11 protein-coding genes and 1 pseudogene are annotated in these 14884 nt (G+C 30.1%); 6 read left to right on the top strand and 6 right to left on the bottom strand.

The genetic code is table 11. The features are described 5' to 3' along the window. A partial coding sequence (locus IJI93_RS09130) for an N-acetyltransferase (RefSeq protein ID WP_292822325.1) occupies nucleotides 1-260 on the top strand: 260 nt, incomplete at its 5' end. Here IJI93_RS09130 and IJI93_RS09125 read toward each other — a convergent pair. After that, nucleotides 231-743: a zinc ribbon domain-containing protein gene (locus tag IJI93_RS09125; RefSeq protein ID WP_292822323.1), complete on the bottom strand. Its 513-nt coding sequence runs from the start codon at nucleotides 741-743 to the stop codon at nucleotides 231-233. The two genes, IJI93_RS09130 and IJI93_RS09125, sit on opposite strands and share 30 nt — an antisense overlap. A gap of 136 nt (nucleotides 744-879) precedes the next feature. On the opposite strand from IJI93_RS09125, the gene IJI93_RS09120 reads away from it, so the two are divergent. Beyond that, nucleotides 880-1848 carry a hypothetical protein gene (locus IJI93_RS09120; RefSeq protein ID WP_292822321.1) on the top strand — a complete coding sequence of 323 codons (969 nt, stop codon included), beginning with the start codon at nucleotides 880-882 and terminating at the stop codon, nucleotides 1846-1848. 75 nt (nucleotides 1849-1923) lie between these two features. Continuing rightward, nucleotides 1924-3168: a peptide chain release factor aRF-1 gene (gene prf1 / locus IJI93_RS09115; RefSeq protein WP_292822319.1), complete on the top strand. Its 1245-nt coding sequence runs from the start codon at nucleotides 1924-1926 to the stop codon at nucleotides 3166-3168. Here prf1 and IJI93_RS09110 read toward each other — a convergent pair. After that, nucleotides 3165-3419: a hypothetical protein gene (locus IJI93_RS09110; RefSeq protein WP_292822317.1), complete on the bottom strand. Its 255-nt coding sequence runs from the start codon at nucleotides 3417-3419 to the stop codon at nucleotides 3165-3167. The genes prf1 and IJI93_RS09110 overlap by 4 nt on opposite strands. Before the next feature lie 502 nt (nucleotides 3420-3921). Between IJI93_RS09110 and gdhA the strand changes: the two genes are divergently transcribed. Beyond that, nucleotides 3922-5256 (top strand): NADP-specific glutamate dehydrogenase, encoded by a 1335-nt coding sequence (gene gdhA, locus IJI93_RS09105; RefSeq protein ID WP_292822315.1) that lies wholly within the window; start codon nucleotides 3922-3924, stop codon nucleotides 5254-5256. A gap of 271 nt (nucleotides 5257-5527) precedes the next feature. Here gdhA and IJI93_RS09100 read toward each other — a convergent pair whose 3' ends face one another. From IJI93_RS09100 to IJI93_RS09090, 3 genes are read right to left on the bottom strand one after another with little or no spacing between them, the layout of a single operon-like run. Further along, the gene (locus IJI93_RS09100) at nucleotides 5528-6841 is read right to left on the bottom strand and encodes a glycosyltransferase (RefSeq protein ID WP_292822327.1); all 1314 of its coding nucleotides are present in this window, start codon (nucleotides 6839-6841) and stop codon (nucleotides 5528-5530) included. A 6-nt stretch (nucleotides 6842-6847) separates the two neighbouring features. Then, nucleotides 6848-10123, bottom strand: a complete 3276-nt coding sequence (locus IJI93_RS09095; RefSeq protein WP_292822313.1) for a CDP-glycerol glycerophosphotransferase family protein — start codon at nucleotides 10121-10123, stop codon at nucleotides 6848-6850. A gap of 19 nt (nucleotides 10124-10142) precedes the next feature. Continuing rightward, nucleotides 10143-11171, bottom strand: coding sequence for an FkbM family methyltransferase (locus IJI93_RS09090; RefSeq protein WP_292822311.1), 1029 nt, complete (start codon nucleotides 11169-11171; stop codon nucleotides 10143-10145). Nucleotides 11172-11506: 335 nt separating this feature from the next. On the opposite strand from IJI93_RS09090, the gene IJI93_RS09085 reads away from it, so the two are divergent. Beyond that, nucleotides 11507-12334: a hypothetical protein gene (locus IJI93_RS09085; protein ID WP_292822309.1), complete on the top strand. Its 828-nt coding sequence runs from the start codon at nucleotides 11507-11509 to the stop codon at nucleotides 12332-12334. Nucleotides 12335-12369: 35 nt separating this feature from the next. Here the strand turns inward: IJI93_RS09085 and IJI93_RS09080 are convergent, their stop codons facing one another. Continuing rightward, the gene (locus IJI93_RS09080; protein WP_292822307.1) at nucleotides 12370-13746 is read right to left on the bottom strand and encodes a DUF6020 family protein; all 1377 of its coding nucleotides are present in this window, start codon (nucleotides 13744-13746) and stop codon (nucleotides 12370-12372) included. Nucleotides 13747-14317: 571 nt separating this feature from the next. Here IJI93_RS09080 and IJI93_RS09075 point away from each other — a divergent pair. Continuing rightward, a pseudogene (locus IJI93_RS09075) lies at nucleotides 14318-14884 on the top strand (hypothetical protein); the annotation flags it as partial.

Here is a 14884-nt window from a genome sequence, read left to right as displayed (position 1 = left end):
TCATCTCAATAGCCGTTGATAAAAATTACCGTAGAATGGGTGCCGGAACGGAACTGCTTCTAAAGGCAATTGGAATATTGTCTTTACTTAGAATCGATGCCATCTATCTTGAAGTAAGGGAGAAAAATGTTGAAGCGGTCAAATTCTACGAAAAGTTTAATTTTATTAAAGACAGGGTTGTTCCGGGCTATTATGAAAATGGTGAAGGGGCAATTGTAATGTATCTGCCTCTAGATAGAGGTAAAGTTTCCAGCCAATAGTTGGCTATATTCATTAACGATTTCAGGTGGAATCGCGCCGGTTGCGAATAATATTGTAAGAATTGCAATGTAAAATACGATTATTGCTATTTGGATGTATCCGTGTCTTTTAGCTACAGGATCTTTGCGGGTAACTAAATAAAGAGCTATTATTAATCCGATTATACTTCCTAAAATGGAAAAGAAATATCCTAATACGATCCATATCCTGTTTGTCCTGCCAACATTTACTTGATTTCTATTGTCGATTTCATTTTTAATAACGATTGGATTTAGAGAATTGTGAGCTCCTTCAAACTGGCTTTTGAAAAGTAGGGGAGTACCACATTTTACACAGTAATCCGCTTCATCAGGATTTGGGTATCCGCATAATGGACATGCATTTTTATCCTTTGGAATTTTTTGAAATTCATATCCGCATTTTATACAAAAACCGTATATATCATCGCCTGTTGCACCACATTGGGGACATCTTCTAATCATATTATCACGTAAATATTATTGTTGATGTGTTGATTTAATTATATGATGATTAATATATTTTTTGTTTGTTGAAATTTTCCTATAATTATTTAAAATTCAGATGAGATATATCTAAGTGTAAAGAATTGAGGATATCATGATTGAAAAAATCGAAATCACACAAAGATTCAATTTCAAAAGACTTAATCGTCATTATGAATGTTTTACAATTGATTTTGTAAATAACATGGCATATTATAAGATTTCAGAAAGGGGTAGTGGCGATAAGTTCCTGCATGAAAACAGCTTGTGCGATGACTCATGGGTTGACATATTGGTTGATTTAAGACGTAAGATGACCAGTGAAATTCATAGGTTCAGCGATAAGCAGGCTGATGAATTGCGCAAGTGTTATTTAAATTTGGAATTGTTCAAGGATTATGAATCTGAGAAGTTTTCTTATTTTGAAAGATTGGAGTTAATTTATTCCTGCATTGTAATAATCTATTCAACCGATGCTTATGAGGAATATTCCTTCAAGAATAATTTTCCTAAAAACTGGATCAATTTTGGAGAGCTGTTAAAGGATTTCTTTAATTTTGATGTATTGCATTTGGACTATCAAAGACAACTTGCCACTCCACTATACTATGATTTTAAAAGGGACGGAATTTATTTTAATGATGCTAAATTAAAGCTCAAAGATATTGAATTTGGTCATTATAGATGTTACCCATATGAACTTCCCAATCCTCGTTTGATAATTAACTTTGAAGACAAATCAATTAGCGGTTATATTGATAAGCAGTTGACGTCGGATGGCGAAGAAATTGTTTTAAATCTTTTGGAGAAGTATCATGTTTATTTGTGGACACAATTTTCTTATCATTTAAAATCTCAAAGCTATTGTTCTAATGGTTTGGAAGGATATGAGTGGTATTTGGAAATTGTTTTTGAGGGAGACGTTATCTGGCATCTTTTCGGGTATAATGACTATCCGGATACGTATGTCCAGCTGGCCCGTGATGTAAAAGACATTACTGGAATGGATTTGCTTGAGATAGATACCATTGATGAAAATGATATTAAATTATTTGAAAAATACGGAAATGCTAAATTAGGCTGATTTTTTCATTAATTATTTATATTTAAAAAAATATATTTATTACTATTATATTAATTTAATTTTTATAGGGATATCATGGCAGGAGTATCATCAAAAGAATTATATGAATTTAAAAAAACATTAAAAGAATTAGCTCAAAAAAGAGGTAGAGGTACAGAGCTTGTTTCAGTTTATATTCCGCCAACTAAACAACTAAGTGATGTTGGTAAGCACATGAGAGATGAAATGGGTCAGAGTGCTAACATTAAGAGTAAACAGACAAGGAAAAATGTACAGTCTGCGATTGCGGTAATTTTGGAAAGCATTAAATTATACAAACAACCTCCAGAAAATGGTTTGGTTCTATTTGTAGGTATGATTCCAAAGGGTGGTCCTGGAACAGAAAAAATGGAAAAGTACATTATAGAGCCTCCTGAACCGGTTGTAACCTATTGGTATAAATGTAATAACGAATTTTTCTTGGAACCTTTGGAATACATGATTGAAGAGCGTGACGTATATGGTGTTGCGGTTATTGACAGAAATGAAGCTACGTATGCTACATTGAAAGGTAAAAAGGAAACAATTCTTGGTCATTTGACCAGTGGAGTTCCGGGAAAACATAAGGCTGGTGGTCAGTCACAAAGAAGGTTTGACCGTGTAATTGAAGACTTGGCTCACCAATTTTTAAAACGTATTGGAGATCATATGAACGAAGCATTCCTTCCGCTTAAAGATGATTTGAAAGGAATCATCCTTGGAGGGCCTGGATTTACCAAAAAAGATTTTTATGATGGTGATTATCTTCAGTATGAGCTTAAAGATAAAGTTATATCCATTGTCGATACATCCTATACTGGTGAGGAAGGTATTCGTGAGGTCATTGCAAAATCCGCTGATGATTTGGAAAACCTTGATGTGATGCAGGAAAAGAAACTTGTTCAAAGATTCATTCATGAGTTGAGAAAGGATAAAGGGCTTTACTCCTATGGTGAAGATGAAGTTAGAAATAACCTGACTGTTGGTGCTGTTGATGTGCTGCTTTTATCTGAAGACTTATCAAGTATGCGCAAAACTTTTGTCTGCCCAAGCTGTGGAACACAAAAGGAAATAACAGTCAAAACACAAGCTGAAGCTGATAAATTAGAAGAAAGATGTCCTAATTGCAATGAACGTTTAAAAGAAGAGTCTTCTATGGACTTGGCAGATGAATTTGTTGAGAAAGCTGAAGAAATGAATACTGACGTTGAGTTTATTTCTACTGAAACTGAAGAAGGTATGCAACTTTTCAGGGCATTTGGTGGAATAGGTGCAATATTAAGGTATTATGTTGACTATTAAGAATTATATGAATTTGGCGATTTGTCCAAATTCTTTATAATATTTCTTTTCTTTTTTTGTTTTTTTGGAGTATAATACTCGTTTAATCCTTCTTCTATACGTATTCTGTTTATTAATCTGAAAAATAGTTCTTTATCTACTGGTGTTTCTTTGTTTATTTCTAAATAGAGGGAATGCATGTTCCTGTTTTTATTCAAGTAACTATTTTTTAATTTTTCATATTGAGATCTGGTAACTTTATTTTTATTCATTAATTTCTACCCAATTTTTATAATTTTGTCTACTAAAAATTATATTTCAGTAGACATTAATAGTTAATATATTAATTATTGTATATAAAGAAATACGCTTTTTAATTTTGTATACTATTTTGTTTAATTATATTTTGGCTATTTTTGAATTTGTTCTAAATTGGAGGGGGTTTTTGGCTTATTTTTAAACGATTGATTTTACATGGGGGTTGGCAACCATTTTCCGACTTTGTCCATCAATTAATAATTTTTAATAGACATTTTGAATTAATATCTTAAAAGAAATATTTATATAACTATAATTTTCTGAATAAATTATAAAATGTATAAGATAAACATTAACTTATCTGAAAAATATTCGATTATTTAATTAAAAATTGAAAAATATTTAAATATTAGAAGTTGCATATAATATATTATATTGTTAAATAATTACTGCAAGCCAGTAAAAAAATTTGAAAATTTAATGATATAAATCTAAATTTTATTTGGAGGAATATTTTTGTCATACGTAGATGATGTAATTGAAACTATTATTGAACAAAACCCTTCAGAACCAGAATTCCACCAAGCTGTGCGCGAAGTATTGGAATCTTTAAGGGTTGTAATTGAAGAAAATGAAGAAGAATACAGAAAAAATGCACTTCTTGAAAGATTAACCAATCCAGAAAGGCAATTAAAATTCCGTGTTCCATGGATTGATGATAACGGACAAGTACAGGTTAATACTGGATATCGTGTACAATTCAATAGTGCAATTGGACCTTACAAAGGCGGATTACGTTTCCACCCATCTGTAAACGTAGGTATTATCAAATTTTTAGGTTTCGAACAAATTTTCAAAAACTCCTTAACTGGTCTTCCAATTGGTGGAGGAAAAGGTGGATCTGACTTTGATCCTAAAGGAAAATCAGACAGAGAAATTATGGCATTCTGTCAATCTTTCATGACCGAATTATGCAAATACATTGGTGCTGATACTGATGTTCCTGCAGGGGATATTGGTGTAGGCGGTCGCGAAATCGGTTTCTTATTCGGCCAATACAAAAGAATCAGAGGATTATACGAAGGAGTATTAACTGGTAAAGGATTATCATTCGGTGGTTCACTTGCAAGAACTGAAGCTACTGGATATGGATTATTATACTTCACTAATGCTATGTTAAAAGCAAACGACATTGATATTGCAGGAAAAACCATTGCAGTATCTGGTGCTGGTAACGTTGCAATTTATGCAATCCAAAAAGCTCAACAATTAGGTGGTAAACCTGTAACATGTTCCGATTCAACCGGTTGGATTTACGATCCAGAAGGAATCGATGTTGAGTTATTAAAAGAAATCAAAGAAGTAAGAAGAGAAAGATTAACTGCATATGCTGAAGCAAGAGAAAGTGCTGAATACCATGAAGGTAAAGGTGTATGGACAGTTAAATGTGACATCGCTCTTCCATGTGCTACTCAAAACGAATTGCAATTAGAAGATGCAAAAACCTTAGTTGAAAACGGTGTTTTAGCTGTTGCAGAAGGTGCAAACATGCCAACCACCATTGAAGCAACTGAATACCTACAAGAAAATGGTATTTTATTCGCTCCAGGTAAAGCATCCAATGCTGGTGGAGTAGCTACTTCCGCACTTGAAATGTCTCAAAACTCAGAAAGGTTATCCTGGACCTTTGAAGAAGTTGACGGTAGACTTCAAACTATTATGGAAACTATTTTCGCAAATGTTGCAGATGCAGCTGCTGAATATGACATGGATAAAAACTATGTTGCAGGAGCAAACATTGCAGGATTTAAGAAAGTAGTAGACGCTATGAACGCACAAGGAATCGTCTGATACTGCCGTACTTTCATAGTAGAAAAGATAAATAATGCCGTAGGGCATTAGAAAGTTATGAGATAAAGGATGATGATTTTTTCATCACTTATGTGATGCTAAAAATCTCTCCATTGTTTCTAAAAAACTAATGAATAACTTATACTAATGTTAACAAACTTATTTTAGGCATTTACTTGATGAAGCTGATGATAAAATAATCATGTGGCTTGTGTAAATGCATTTTTATGGAATTGAAATTTTAGATGGGATGTTTATGCATTCTTTCACATTAAAACTTATTAATTAATTTCCATAATCTTTTTGATTTAATTTCATGCAGCTCTGCTTTCAAGTTTGAATTTTCGCTTTTCAGAGATTCATTTGATTTAACCAATTCTTTATTTTTCAAATCTGTCTTATCTGTATATTCTTTTAATTCAACAAGTTTGTTATTAACGTTATTGTTCTGTTCTGTTAATGTCGTATTTTGATTCTTGAGATCATTATTTTGATTGGTTAAGTCATTATTCTGGTTGGTGAGGTCATTATTTTGGTTGGCGAGATTATTATTTTGATTGATGAGATTATTATTTTTATTTTTCATAATCAGATAACTATTGTCAATTTCAATATCTAGTTTAATATTATCTATCGCCGTTTTTGCATCCCTGTATTTCCCATCAAACATGTATTGGAAATATTCGCTAAATTCAGAATTATTTTTAAAAACTGCTTTTTTAGCTAATTCTTTAAATGAATCTGAGTTTAAAATTCTGTTTAATTCCTCAAGAGTTAAAATATTTAAATTGTATGCTCTTAAAATTTGTGTTGTAAAAAAGCCAATATGCTTTTTGAAAATAAATTCTTGAGTGTTATAATTTATTGAAAATTTTTCAAACAGTTCAGCAATTGAAGTATATGATTTAATTAATCCTAAAAGGTATTTTTCACTAATTTTGTATGAAACTGAGTTTTTGTGTATGTTTCTGAAATATATGTATTGATAATTCATAACGGTGATTTTTTTGGAATTTAACAGAGATTCCAATAAAAATACCAAATCTTGAGCAGGAACTCCTTCAACAAATTTAATATCATTTTTAACCAATAATTCTTTTTTAAATAACTTAGCCGAAATTGCAGGAGTGATATTTAATAAATTTGGGTCATTTATATTTTCAAAAACCTCCGTTCTACCTAATTGCAATGCTGGAATGTGTTCGAAAACACCATTATCATAACAGTTAATATGGGACCCGATTGCAATGTCACATTCATTGTTTAAGAGTACTTCACAGGAGTCAACTAAAAGTTGGTCGTCTCCATCAAGAAACATCACATATTCTGCAGTTGATTCTTTCAAGCCCACATTTCTTGGTTTTCCAGCGAACCCGCTATTTTCATCAGTTTTAAAAACTTTTACATTTCTGTAATTGTTTGAATAATCAGTTATGATTTTAAATGTATTGTCAGTTGAATTATCATCTACAAAGATTACTTCAATATTTTCAAATCCAATTGTTTGGGATTTTATTGAATCAAATGCAAGTTTGATGTAATTTTCCAAATTAAATGTCGGAATGATAATGGATAGTTTATACATGCTCAATTAATCACCTTTGTTGTTTTTCAACATTTCAGTTGTTTTTCTAAGTGGCTTTGTCACTTTCCAACTATTTGATTTTAATAATGTATCAATTTGTTTTTGTTTTCTTTCTAATTCTTTATTCAGTGAATCAATTTCATTATTTTTTAATTTGATTTCATTATTTTTTGCTTCAAGTTTTTCGAGTAATTCATTTTTCTTAAGACGTTCTTTAGTTATTCTTTTTTCATAATCAACATTCTTGTAAAAGTCATCTCCCAAACTTATTAACAGATTATTTAAGTCATCATTACTTAATTTTTGAGGTTTTTCATCTGCGGAATCATTCAGTATGAACTCATAAACCCTTTTACAATTATTTTTATCTCTAAATTCAAAGAAATCATCAACTCTTTTTTTGTATTTGTCTTTCATTTCACAATCCAGGTTTACATAATTCATAATTAAATTAATTAATCCTTCGGAACTTCTGGCAATCTCTCCAAAGCCCATTGTTTCATAATCAAAGAAACTATTTTCAACATCAAAATGATAATCTTTTAAAGCATGATAATAGATTATTGGTTTTTTGATATATGCAAAATCAAATACTGCTGATGAATAATCTGTAATTAACAGTGAAGAGTGATTGAAAATGTCATTATATGTATGTATTTTTCCATCACCTGATTCAATATCGTCAAACTCGACTGACGGATGTCTGTCAAATAGATGCAAGTGTTCATATAAATTATGATGAGGCTTGAAAATTAATGTATAACCTTTCTTGTCTAAAAATCCAATAAGTTTTTCATCATTTAATAGGGAATTGTATGCTTTAAAGAACTCAGAATTTTTAAACTGTTCTTCGCTAAGATGTTCAAGTGACCTTCTCCAAGAAGGCATCACTACAATTTCCTTTTTGTCTTCTAATTTTTCACGACTATCATGTCTTGGAAGTCCTAAAAGTTGAACAATCGATTTGTTATAATTGTATTGTGATTTCGGACTAAAAAATGAACAGTATTCCGCTCGGGCAGATGTTAAAATTAAATATAAATATTTGTCATATCTATGAAGCCATGAGGAAATATCCTCTTTGATAACCCCATGTTGTAAGAAATACACTTTTGCAGAAAATAACCCATTGTAAAATTTTTCCTGTTTATAGAATGGGTTGATGACCACAGCATCTGCCTGGGATGAAATGATTTTTTCTGCATGGCAGGCCAGCAGTTTATGTTCTTCAGATCCGGTTTCAATAACATTACCAATCTCGCTTAACCTCTTAAAATCTCGAGAATCTTTATTTAAAACGAAATATTTTTCAATGCCATCGTCCTGTTTTAAAGCGTATTTGAAAAGATGTTCTGCATTATCATCAGCTACATCCGGCCTGTCCATAAATAGCCAGATTCTGCGATTTGCATATTCCATAAATGAATAATAATAATGTTTTCTAAAATTGATTATTTCATTGAATCCAGGTCTTTTTTGTGACTCAAAAAATTCAATATTCGCTTTTTCAAGCTCCAACAATTTAGGTATTGAATATTTGATTAACTTAAATGTATTGTTTTCAAAATGAATTAAATAATTTTCTTTTTTCGAATAAAAACTTTCTTCTGTAATTTTTGAGTAATTTTCCATTTTCACAGTCAAATAAAAGTTTTGTAATCCATAGGCTACTCTAATTTTAATGTTTGAATCTTTATATTCATCTAAGGGAATATCAATTTCAAAATTGTAATAGGATATATTGTCCAAATCCAAATATTTGTTCTCTCTTAAAGGATATTCGATTTTTTTGGATTCGTAAACTTCTCCTTTGTTATCCAGATACTTTTTGAGAACTTCATCTTTGACATTTCCATAAGTTATCTCATCAATATAATCTCTTTTTAAAAATTCATATTCTGAATCAATATTTTCCAGAATGATGTCTTCATCACTCAAATCAATATCTGTGGTGAAGTTATCAATCTTTAATTCATTTAATGGTTTGTTTAAATCCATATTATTTAATAAGTTTGTTTTATACTCATATCCTTCATCGTTTAGATATTCCCATTCTAAAAATCCCGGAATTCTATTATTAAAGTAATCTAACCAATATTGGATAAACTCATTTTCATCATATTTCACAGCTTGAATTTTAATTTCCGGATATTTGAAGTATGATCTTAGATAACCTAGGATATTTACATTATTTTTATGGATTTCAAAAGCATCAATATATAATACGTGGTAATATAACTCATCAATAACGTTTCCATTGGCGAGTTTTTTAACATTTTTTTCCACAATTTCCGTTTCCAATCCTCCATGTTTGAAGATTAGGATATTGTATTTAAGATTTTTATCATGATATCTTTGTTTTAAGATTATCTCATCATCAATTTCCTGCACTAGTTCATATAAAATGGATTTTAGTTTCTTAAGACCATCTTCGCCCAGAATCTTTTCAATGCCGCCCGTAAGGAAAATCCATTGAATATCATAAACGACTGTATATTTAATAAAATCGTAAATTTCTCCATATTTTGATTTGGAATAATTAAAAAGTTCTTTAAAGAAAATTTCAGACCTTTGAATATAATAATCTTTGTTTTTTACAGATAAATCCACAGTTGAATTGCTTAAAATTCTTTTTCTATAATAATAACAGGTTTTTGAAATCACGCCTATTTTTCTTTTTTCTAAAAGGATTTTATTTATAAATATCGCGTCTTCAGAAACAACAAGGTATGGGTCAAAAATATAATCATTAATTGCTTCCTTTTTAATAAATGATGCAGAAGCGGAAAGTTGAATGTAATCCGGATGTTCATCTAAATCAATTAGCTGTGTTGAGTGATATTTATAGTTCAATATATGGTTTCCACGTTGCCTGTCAAAAAATTTTATTGGAATCGAAACGACATCCACATCTTCGTAATGGCTTTCAAAAAAGTTATAAACAAGTTCCAAGGCATTTAATTCAAGTTTATCATCACTGTCAAGGAAATTAATATATTTTCCTCTTGCAAGTTTCATCCCCTTGTTTCTTGCAGTCGCTTGACCTTGATTTTCTTGGTAAATATAATTAACGTTTTGAGGAAATCTGTTTTTATAATCCATGCAGATTTCTTTTGAGCTATCGCTACTTCCATCATCGACCAAAATCAATTCAACATCCTCAAAACCAATGCTCTGGTTTACAATACTTTCAATAGCTTCTCTTAAAAACTCTTCCGTATTGTAAACTGCCATAACAACTGAAATTTTAAAATCATATTTATTTTCGTTTGATTTTAACATATAATCACAGTAATTAATTTTATTTTGCTCTGCATTGAACAATGGTATCTCCTAAAAAAGGCCAAGGTTGTTCTTTAAGCACTTCAAATTCATATCCTAATTCCAGATTTGCAACCCATGGAATTATTTCAAAATAATCATGAACACTATGGTAAATACTAATGCTTAATATTGGTTTTTGAGTTTTGATAGTATTTATTGCTCCTTTTAATAAATCTCGCTCTGCCCCTTCAACATCAATTGTAATATATCCAACATCTAAATTGTTTTCTTCAACAAACGTGTCTATGGTTGTTTCTTCTACCTTGATTTCATTATCATAAGGCCTAGTGTCTGGGTTGCTTGTAATCCCTTGAACGTTGGTTCCGGATAGGTATAACGTTCGCTCACCATTAATGTTTCCCAATGATTTATTTATGGGGATTATATTCTTGATATTGTTGTCTGCAATATTTTTATTCAGTAGTTTAAATGATTCTTCAAAGGGTTCGAATGCATAAACGTTCTGATTCGTAAGTTTGGACAGGGGCAATGTGGTATCGCCTGTAAAGGCACCTGCATCGATGATGTCTTTGTTTTTCATATGTTCCTTATCTTCATCAGTTAAATGCAAATCAATAAATGCATGTAAATTATAATCTCCAGTGAATTTAAATTCTGCAACTTCGTTTTTATTTGAATTTAGTTTGTTAAATTCTGTAAATCTCTTCTGGTCGTTTAATTCATGGTCAAAATAAAGAGAATTTTTTGTAATTAAATTAACTGCCAACGCTCTTAAAAAAATCCATTTATAAATGTCTTTTGATTCGCCGCTGAGGTGTTTAGTAACATCTTTAAATTTATCTTCAAAATCATCTCTAAAAAAATAATTGATGTATGTCCAATTACAAAAAGAACCTGCATTCCTATATGTTTTTATATATTCCTCTCTCAAATTCATCTTTTTTTCATTTTTAAGGTTTTCAATTTCTTCAAGTAATTCGGCATTTTGCTTTTTATAATAATTGTAAGAATTACTTTTTGATAAAATCTTTTCTTTAAAACTCAAAAATAAATCTCCTGATTAATTTCTTAAATTTAAAATTGTATCGTAAACTCTTCTACAATTATTTTTGTCATTATATTTATAAAAATTATCTCTGTTAATGTTTATCTTCAAATGTTATCAAGACATTTCAAGATAATTTCCAACATTAAACCGGATGCTAACTGATAATTTTTGCAATTAGATGACTCATTATGATTAAAAAGTTTAATATTAACTATTTACTACATGATATAAAAATTATTTGCTAAATTGATGGAAATTAATAAATAATATTAATTATACAAATTATTTTAATATGCACTAAACAATTCAATCTTTTAATTAATTGTGGTATTATGGATGTTGTAAAAACTGATGAAAGGAATAATAAAATAATTGGCTCAAATCCGAATTTGAAAAATACTCGCATTATTTTTAGGGGAAGCAACAATCGATTAATCTGTGAGGAAAACGTGAATTTGCACAATTCAATTTTGGATTTTAAGGCAGACAACTCAATAATCTATCTTTCATCAAATAGGAATATTTATTATTTGAATATATCGATTTATAACAATTCTGTGTTTTATATGGGTGAAAATTGTTATTTAAATGGCAGATTGAATTTTTCCATTTCCGAGCAAAAGAATGTTTTCATAGGAAAAGAGGGACTGTTTTCATTTGGAATTTGGATGAGAATTGCAGATCCTCACTTGATTTATGATACAAACTCTCTGAAAAGAATTAATCTTAGTAAAAGTATTTATTTGGGTGATCATGTGTGGGTTGGCCAGGATGCATTAATTCTTAAGGGAACTCAAATAGGTTCAGGGAGTATTATCGGAGCGAAATCTTTAGTTTCCAACAAAAAAATCAAATCAAATTCAATTTGGGGAGGAGTTCCTGCTCGAGAAATTAGGGATAATGTTCTTTTTGAAGGTAGCAGTGTTCATTACTATACTGATGAACAGACTGAAAATTCCCTTGATTATGATGGGGCTGATTGGATTTATAAAAATCAAGGGGAAATTTTAAGTTTTGATGAAATTGAAAACAAGCTGAATTCTATTAATGATGTTGATGAAAAGATTGATTATATTCAATCAGTAATCAGTTGCAAGGATTATAATAGATTTTATATTGGCGATGAGAGTAGGCGTTTTTTCAATAAAAAGAAGTTTTAAATCGTGTTGTTAACACAATTTAAAACACATTTTAATTATTTTTTCATTTCTTCTTCAAGCTCTCTTAACACTTTGGCTCTAATTCTAGCTTCCATTTCTTCCTGAGTTTCGATTCTTTCTAATGGTTGTTCTGTTGAGTTATAACTATCAGTTTCTGTTTTACTAATTGGAGATGCATTTTCAGGACCGTTCCTATTTCTTGATGCATCGCCCGTTAGAATTCCAATTAAGATAATCAACAACAAATAAAATACCAATAGGTTTGGATATAGGTATCTATTGTCCTGAACAGGAATTGATACAAAAACAACTAAAATATTCAGCAAATTCGGCAGATAAACAAGAATAATATCCTTAGATTTAGTTAAAAGATATATTGCCGCCATAGCCAGGAATGCTAAGTACATATATAATGCAGGGCTGTTAAATAATGTATCTAATATGATATTTGACCGAGCAGTATAAACAAAGGAATTAACTAGATTAAATTGCGCTGTACCTTCATTAACAGTTGTTACTTCCTCAAAACTTGCTACAGGTGAAGTGTGGAAATTTTCGAAGTAAGTATTTTTAGTATCTTCAAGTTGAATTCCATCTTCATTTATGTAGTAAGGTTTTCCTTGCCAATAGCTGTCCCTTGTAATGTCCCAGGTTATTTCAGAAGAACCCAACATGTACTTTATGAACTGCACTGGATTTTTCAGTGAATACGATACGGCCATTCCAAGATATGTTGCCTTGTTGTTGTCATAGACATCTTGATTTGCACTGTTTCGGATTGGATCGGTGAAAAAACTATTATAATTTTCTTTTATAGTGGTTTCATTAATCATTTCATGTAATTTGGCACTATCTTCAGCACTTAAAATGTGATTCAGGTCATAATTAGAAAGCATATGTGCAGTTTTTGCAAATACTGCATCTTTTTGAGTATCTTCAACCTCATAAACTACATTTAATGATGCGATTAATAAAATAAATACGATAGCTAAAACAGGCAATTTAATGAAAAATTTTTCTGAATTGTTGTTTTTATAGAAGTAATATGCAAAAATGATTATTAATGGAATTATGATGTAAATACCATTTGGTCTAATTTGGGATACGACTGCCATTATAGCGGATAAAAGTATAATGAATTTTAAACTAACGTCGCCATTTTTATCTAGCAATACTTTAATTAAAAAACATAAAAGCAAAAGGAAATATCCAAAAAATATGTCTTTCCATAATGTAATTGCATATATTGCATTGATTGGAATTAAAGAGATAATTAATGTAATTATGACTTGTAGAATGAATTGTCTGTCTTCTGTTATATTCTTAGTGTTCGCATAATCTTTTCTGAAATATCTGCAAATTACCATCCATATTATTGAAAAAGTTAATATTTGAGCAATCGCAATTGTCATTGGGCTAGGGTAAATTTTAATAAGTAGCATTTCAATAAATGTGTGGAAAAAGGGATGCCAATTAGTATATTCCCCCGTAGCTATTTGATGCAATTGATTAAATGAATCAAAAGTTAAAATGCCCGGATTATAAATATAAAGATATAATGAAAAAATTATGACTGGTATTAGAAATATTATTAGATCCTTATAAGTAAATCCATGATTTTTAGAAAAAATTTTTGAGTTTTCTACTTGATTTGTCATAATTTAGATTATACTGATTATTATATTAAAATATATCGTAACTTGTTTGTTGGTTTTTCAATTTTGTATGAAATAAATTTAAGAATAAGTTCAATCAATGTAAATCAATAAATTATAATGATAAACTGCTTTGAAAGCAATTAATTAATGAAAATAAAACAATTTTAATAAGTCACTTTAAAAAGACCATTCACTATCATATTAAACACATTTTGAAAAATTATTTTTAAAGGTAATAATTGCATTTATATGATATATGTTACATAAATAATAATATTGTTTCAAATCATACAAACTGATTTGAAAAAAAGTTTTAGGTGGAAAAATGAAAAAACAAATAAAAGTTATTTCTTTATTGTTAATACTCTTTTTTGTATCATTATCATTTGTTTCTGCAACAGATTCTGACGGATCAGTGTTAACTGATAGTGAGGTTATAGCAGATGAGGAATGTTACGCCTTAAGTTCGACAGGAAATGATGAAACAGGTGTAAATACATTAGCAAATGACAATGGAGGAAATATAAATAATTTAACCCAAAGCATTAGCCCACAGACTTTCTCGGAGTTAAGGGCAGCGATTAATGGGGCTGTCGAAAATTCAACTCTCATATTAGATGGTGATTGCACTTATGACAGTGGTGTCACCTTTGATGGGATTGGAATTAAAAAACAGATTACTATTGATGGTATGGGGCACACATTGGACGGTAAAAATTCTGCTAGAATATTTTTCATAGATGCAGATAATGTCGTTTTGAAAAACATTAACTTTGTGAATGGAAACCCAAACAATGCGGGTGGAGCACTCCTTATTCGTGCTTCAAACATACTTGTTGAAAACTGTACCTTTACAAATAACAAAGGTGTTTATGGGGGTGCAATCTACATG

Origin of the sequence: Methanobrevibacter sp. (assembly GCF_017431965.1) — an archaeon.
Classification (GTDB): domain Archaea; phylum Methanobacteriota; class Methanobacteria; order Methanobacteriales; family Methanobacteriaceae; genus Methanocatella.
The sequence above is the reverse complement of the archived record's forward strand: the minus strand, read 5'-3'. Positions and strand labels throughout refer to the sequence as shown.

Coding starts and splice junctions, on each gene's coding strand:
- IJI93_RS09125 (WP_292822323.1), bottom strand. CDS start 743: ATGATTAGAAGATGTCCCCAATGTGGTGCAACAGGCGATGATATATAC.
- IJI93_RS09120 (WP_292822321.1), top strand. CDS start 880: ATGATTGAAAAAATCGAAATCACACAAAGATTCAATTTCAAAAGACTT.
- prf1 (WP_292822319.1), top strand. CDS start 1,924: ATGGCAGGAGTATCATCAAAAGAATTATATGAATTTAAAAAAACATTA.
- IJI93_RS09110 (WP_292822317.1), bottom strand. CDS start 3,419: ATGAATAAAAATAAAGTTACCAGATCTCAATATGAAAAATTAAAAAAT.
- IJI93_RS09100 (WP_292822327.1), bottom strand. CDS start 6,841: ATGTATAAACTATCCATTATCATTCCGACATTTAATTTGGAAAATTAC.
- IJI93_RS09095 (WP_292822313.1), bottom strand. CDS start 10,123: ATGTTAAAATCAAACGAAAATAAATATGATTTTAAAATTTCAGTTGTT.
- IJI93_RS09085 (WP_292822309.1), top strand. CDS start 11,507: ATGGATGTTGTAAAAACTGATGAAAGGAATAATAAAATAATTGGCTCA.
- IJI93_RS09080 (WP_292822307.1), bottom strand. CDS start 13,746: ATGACAATTGCGATTGCTCAAATATTAACTTTTTCAATAATATGGATG.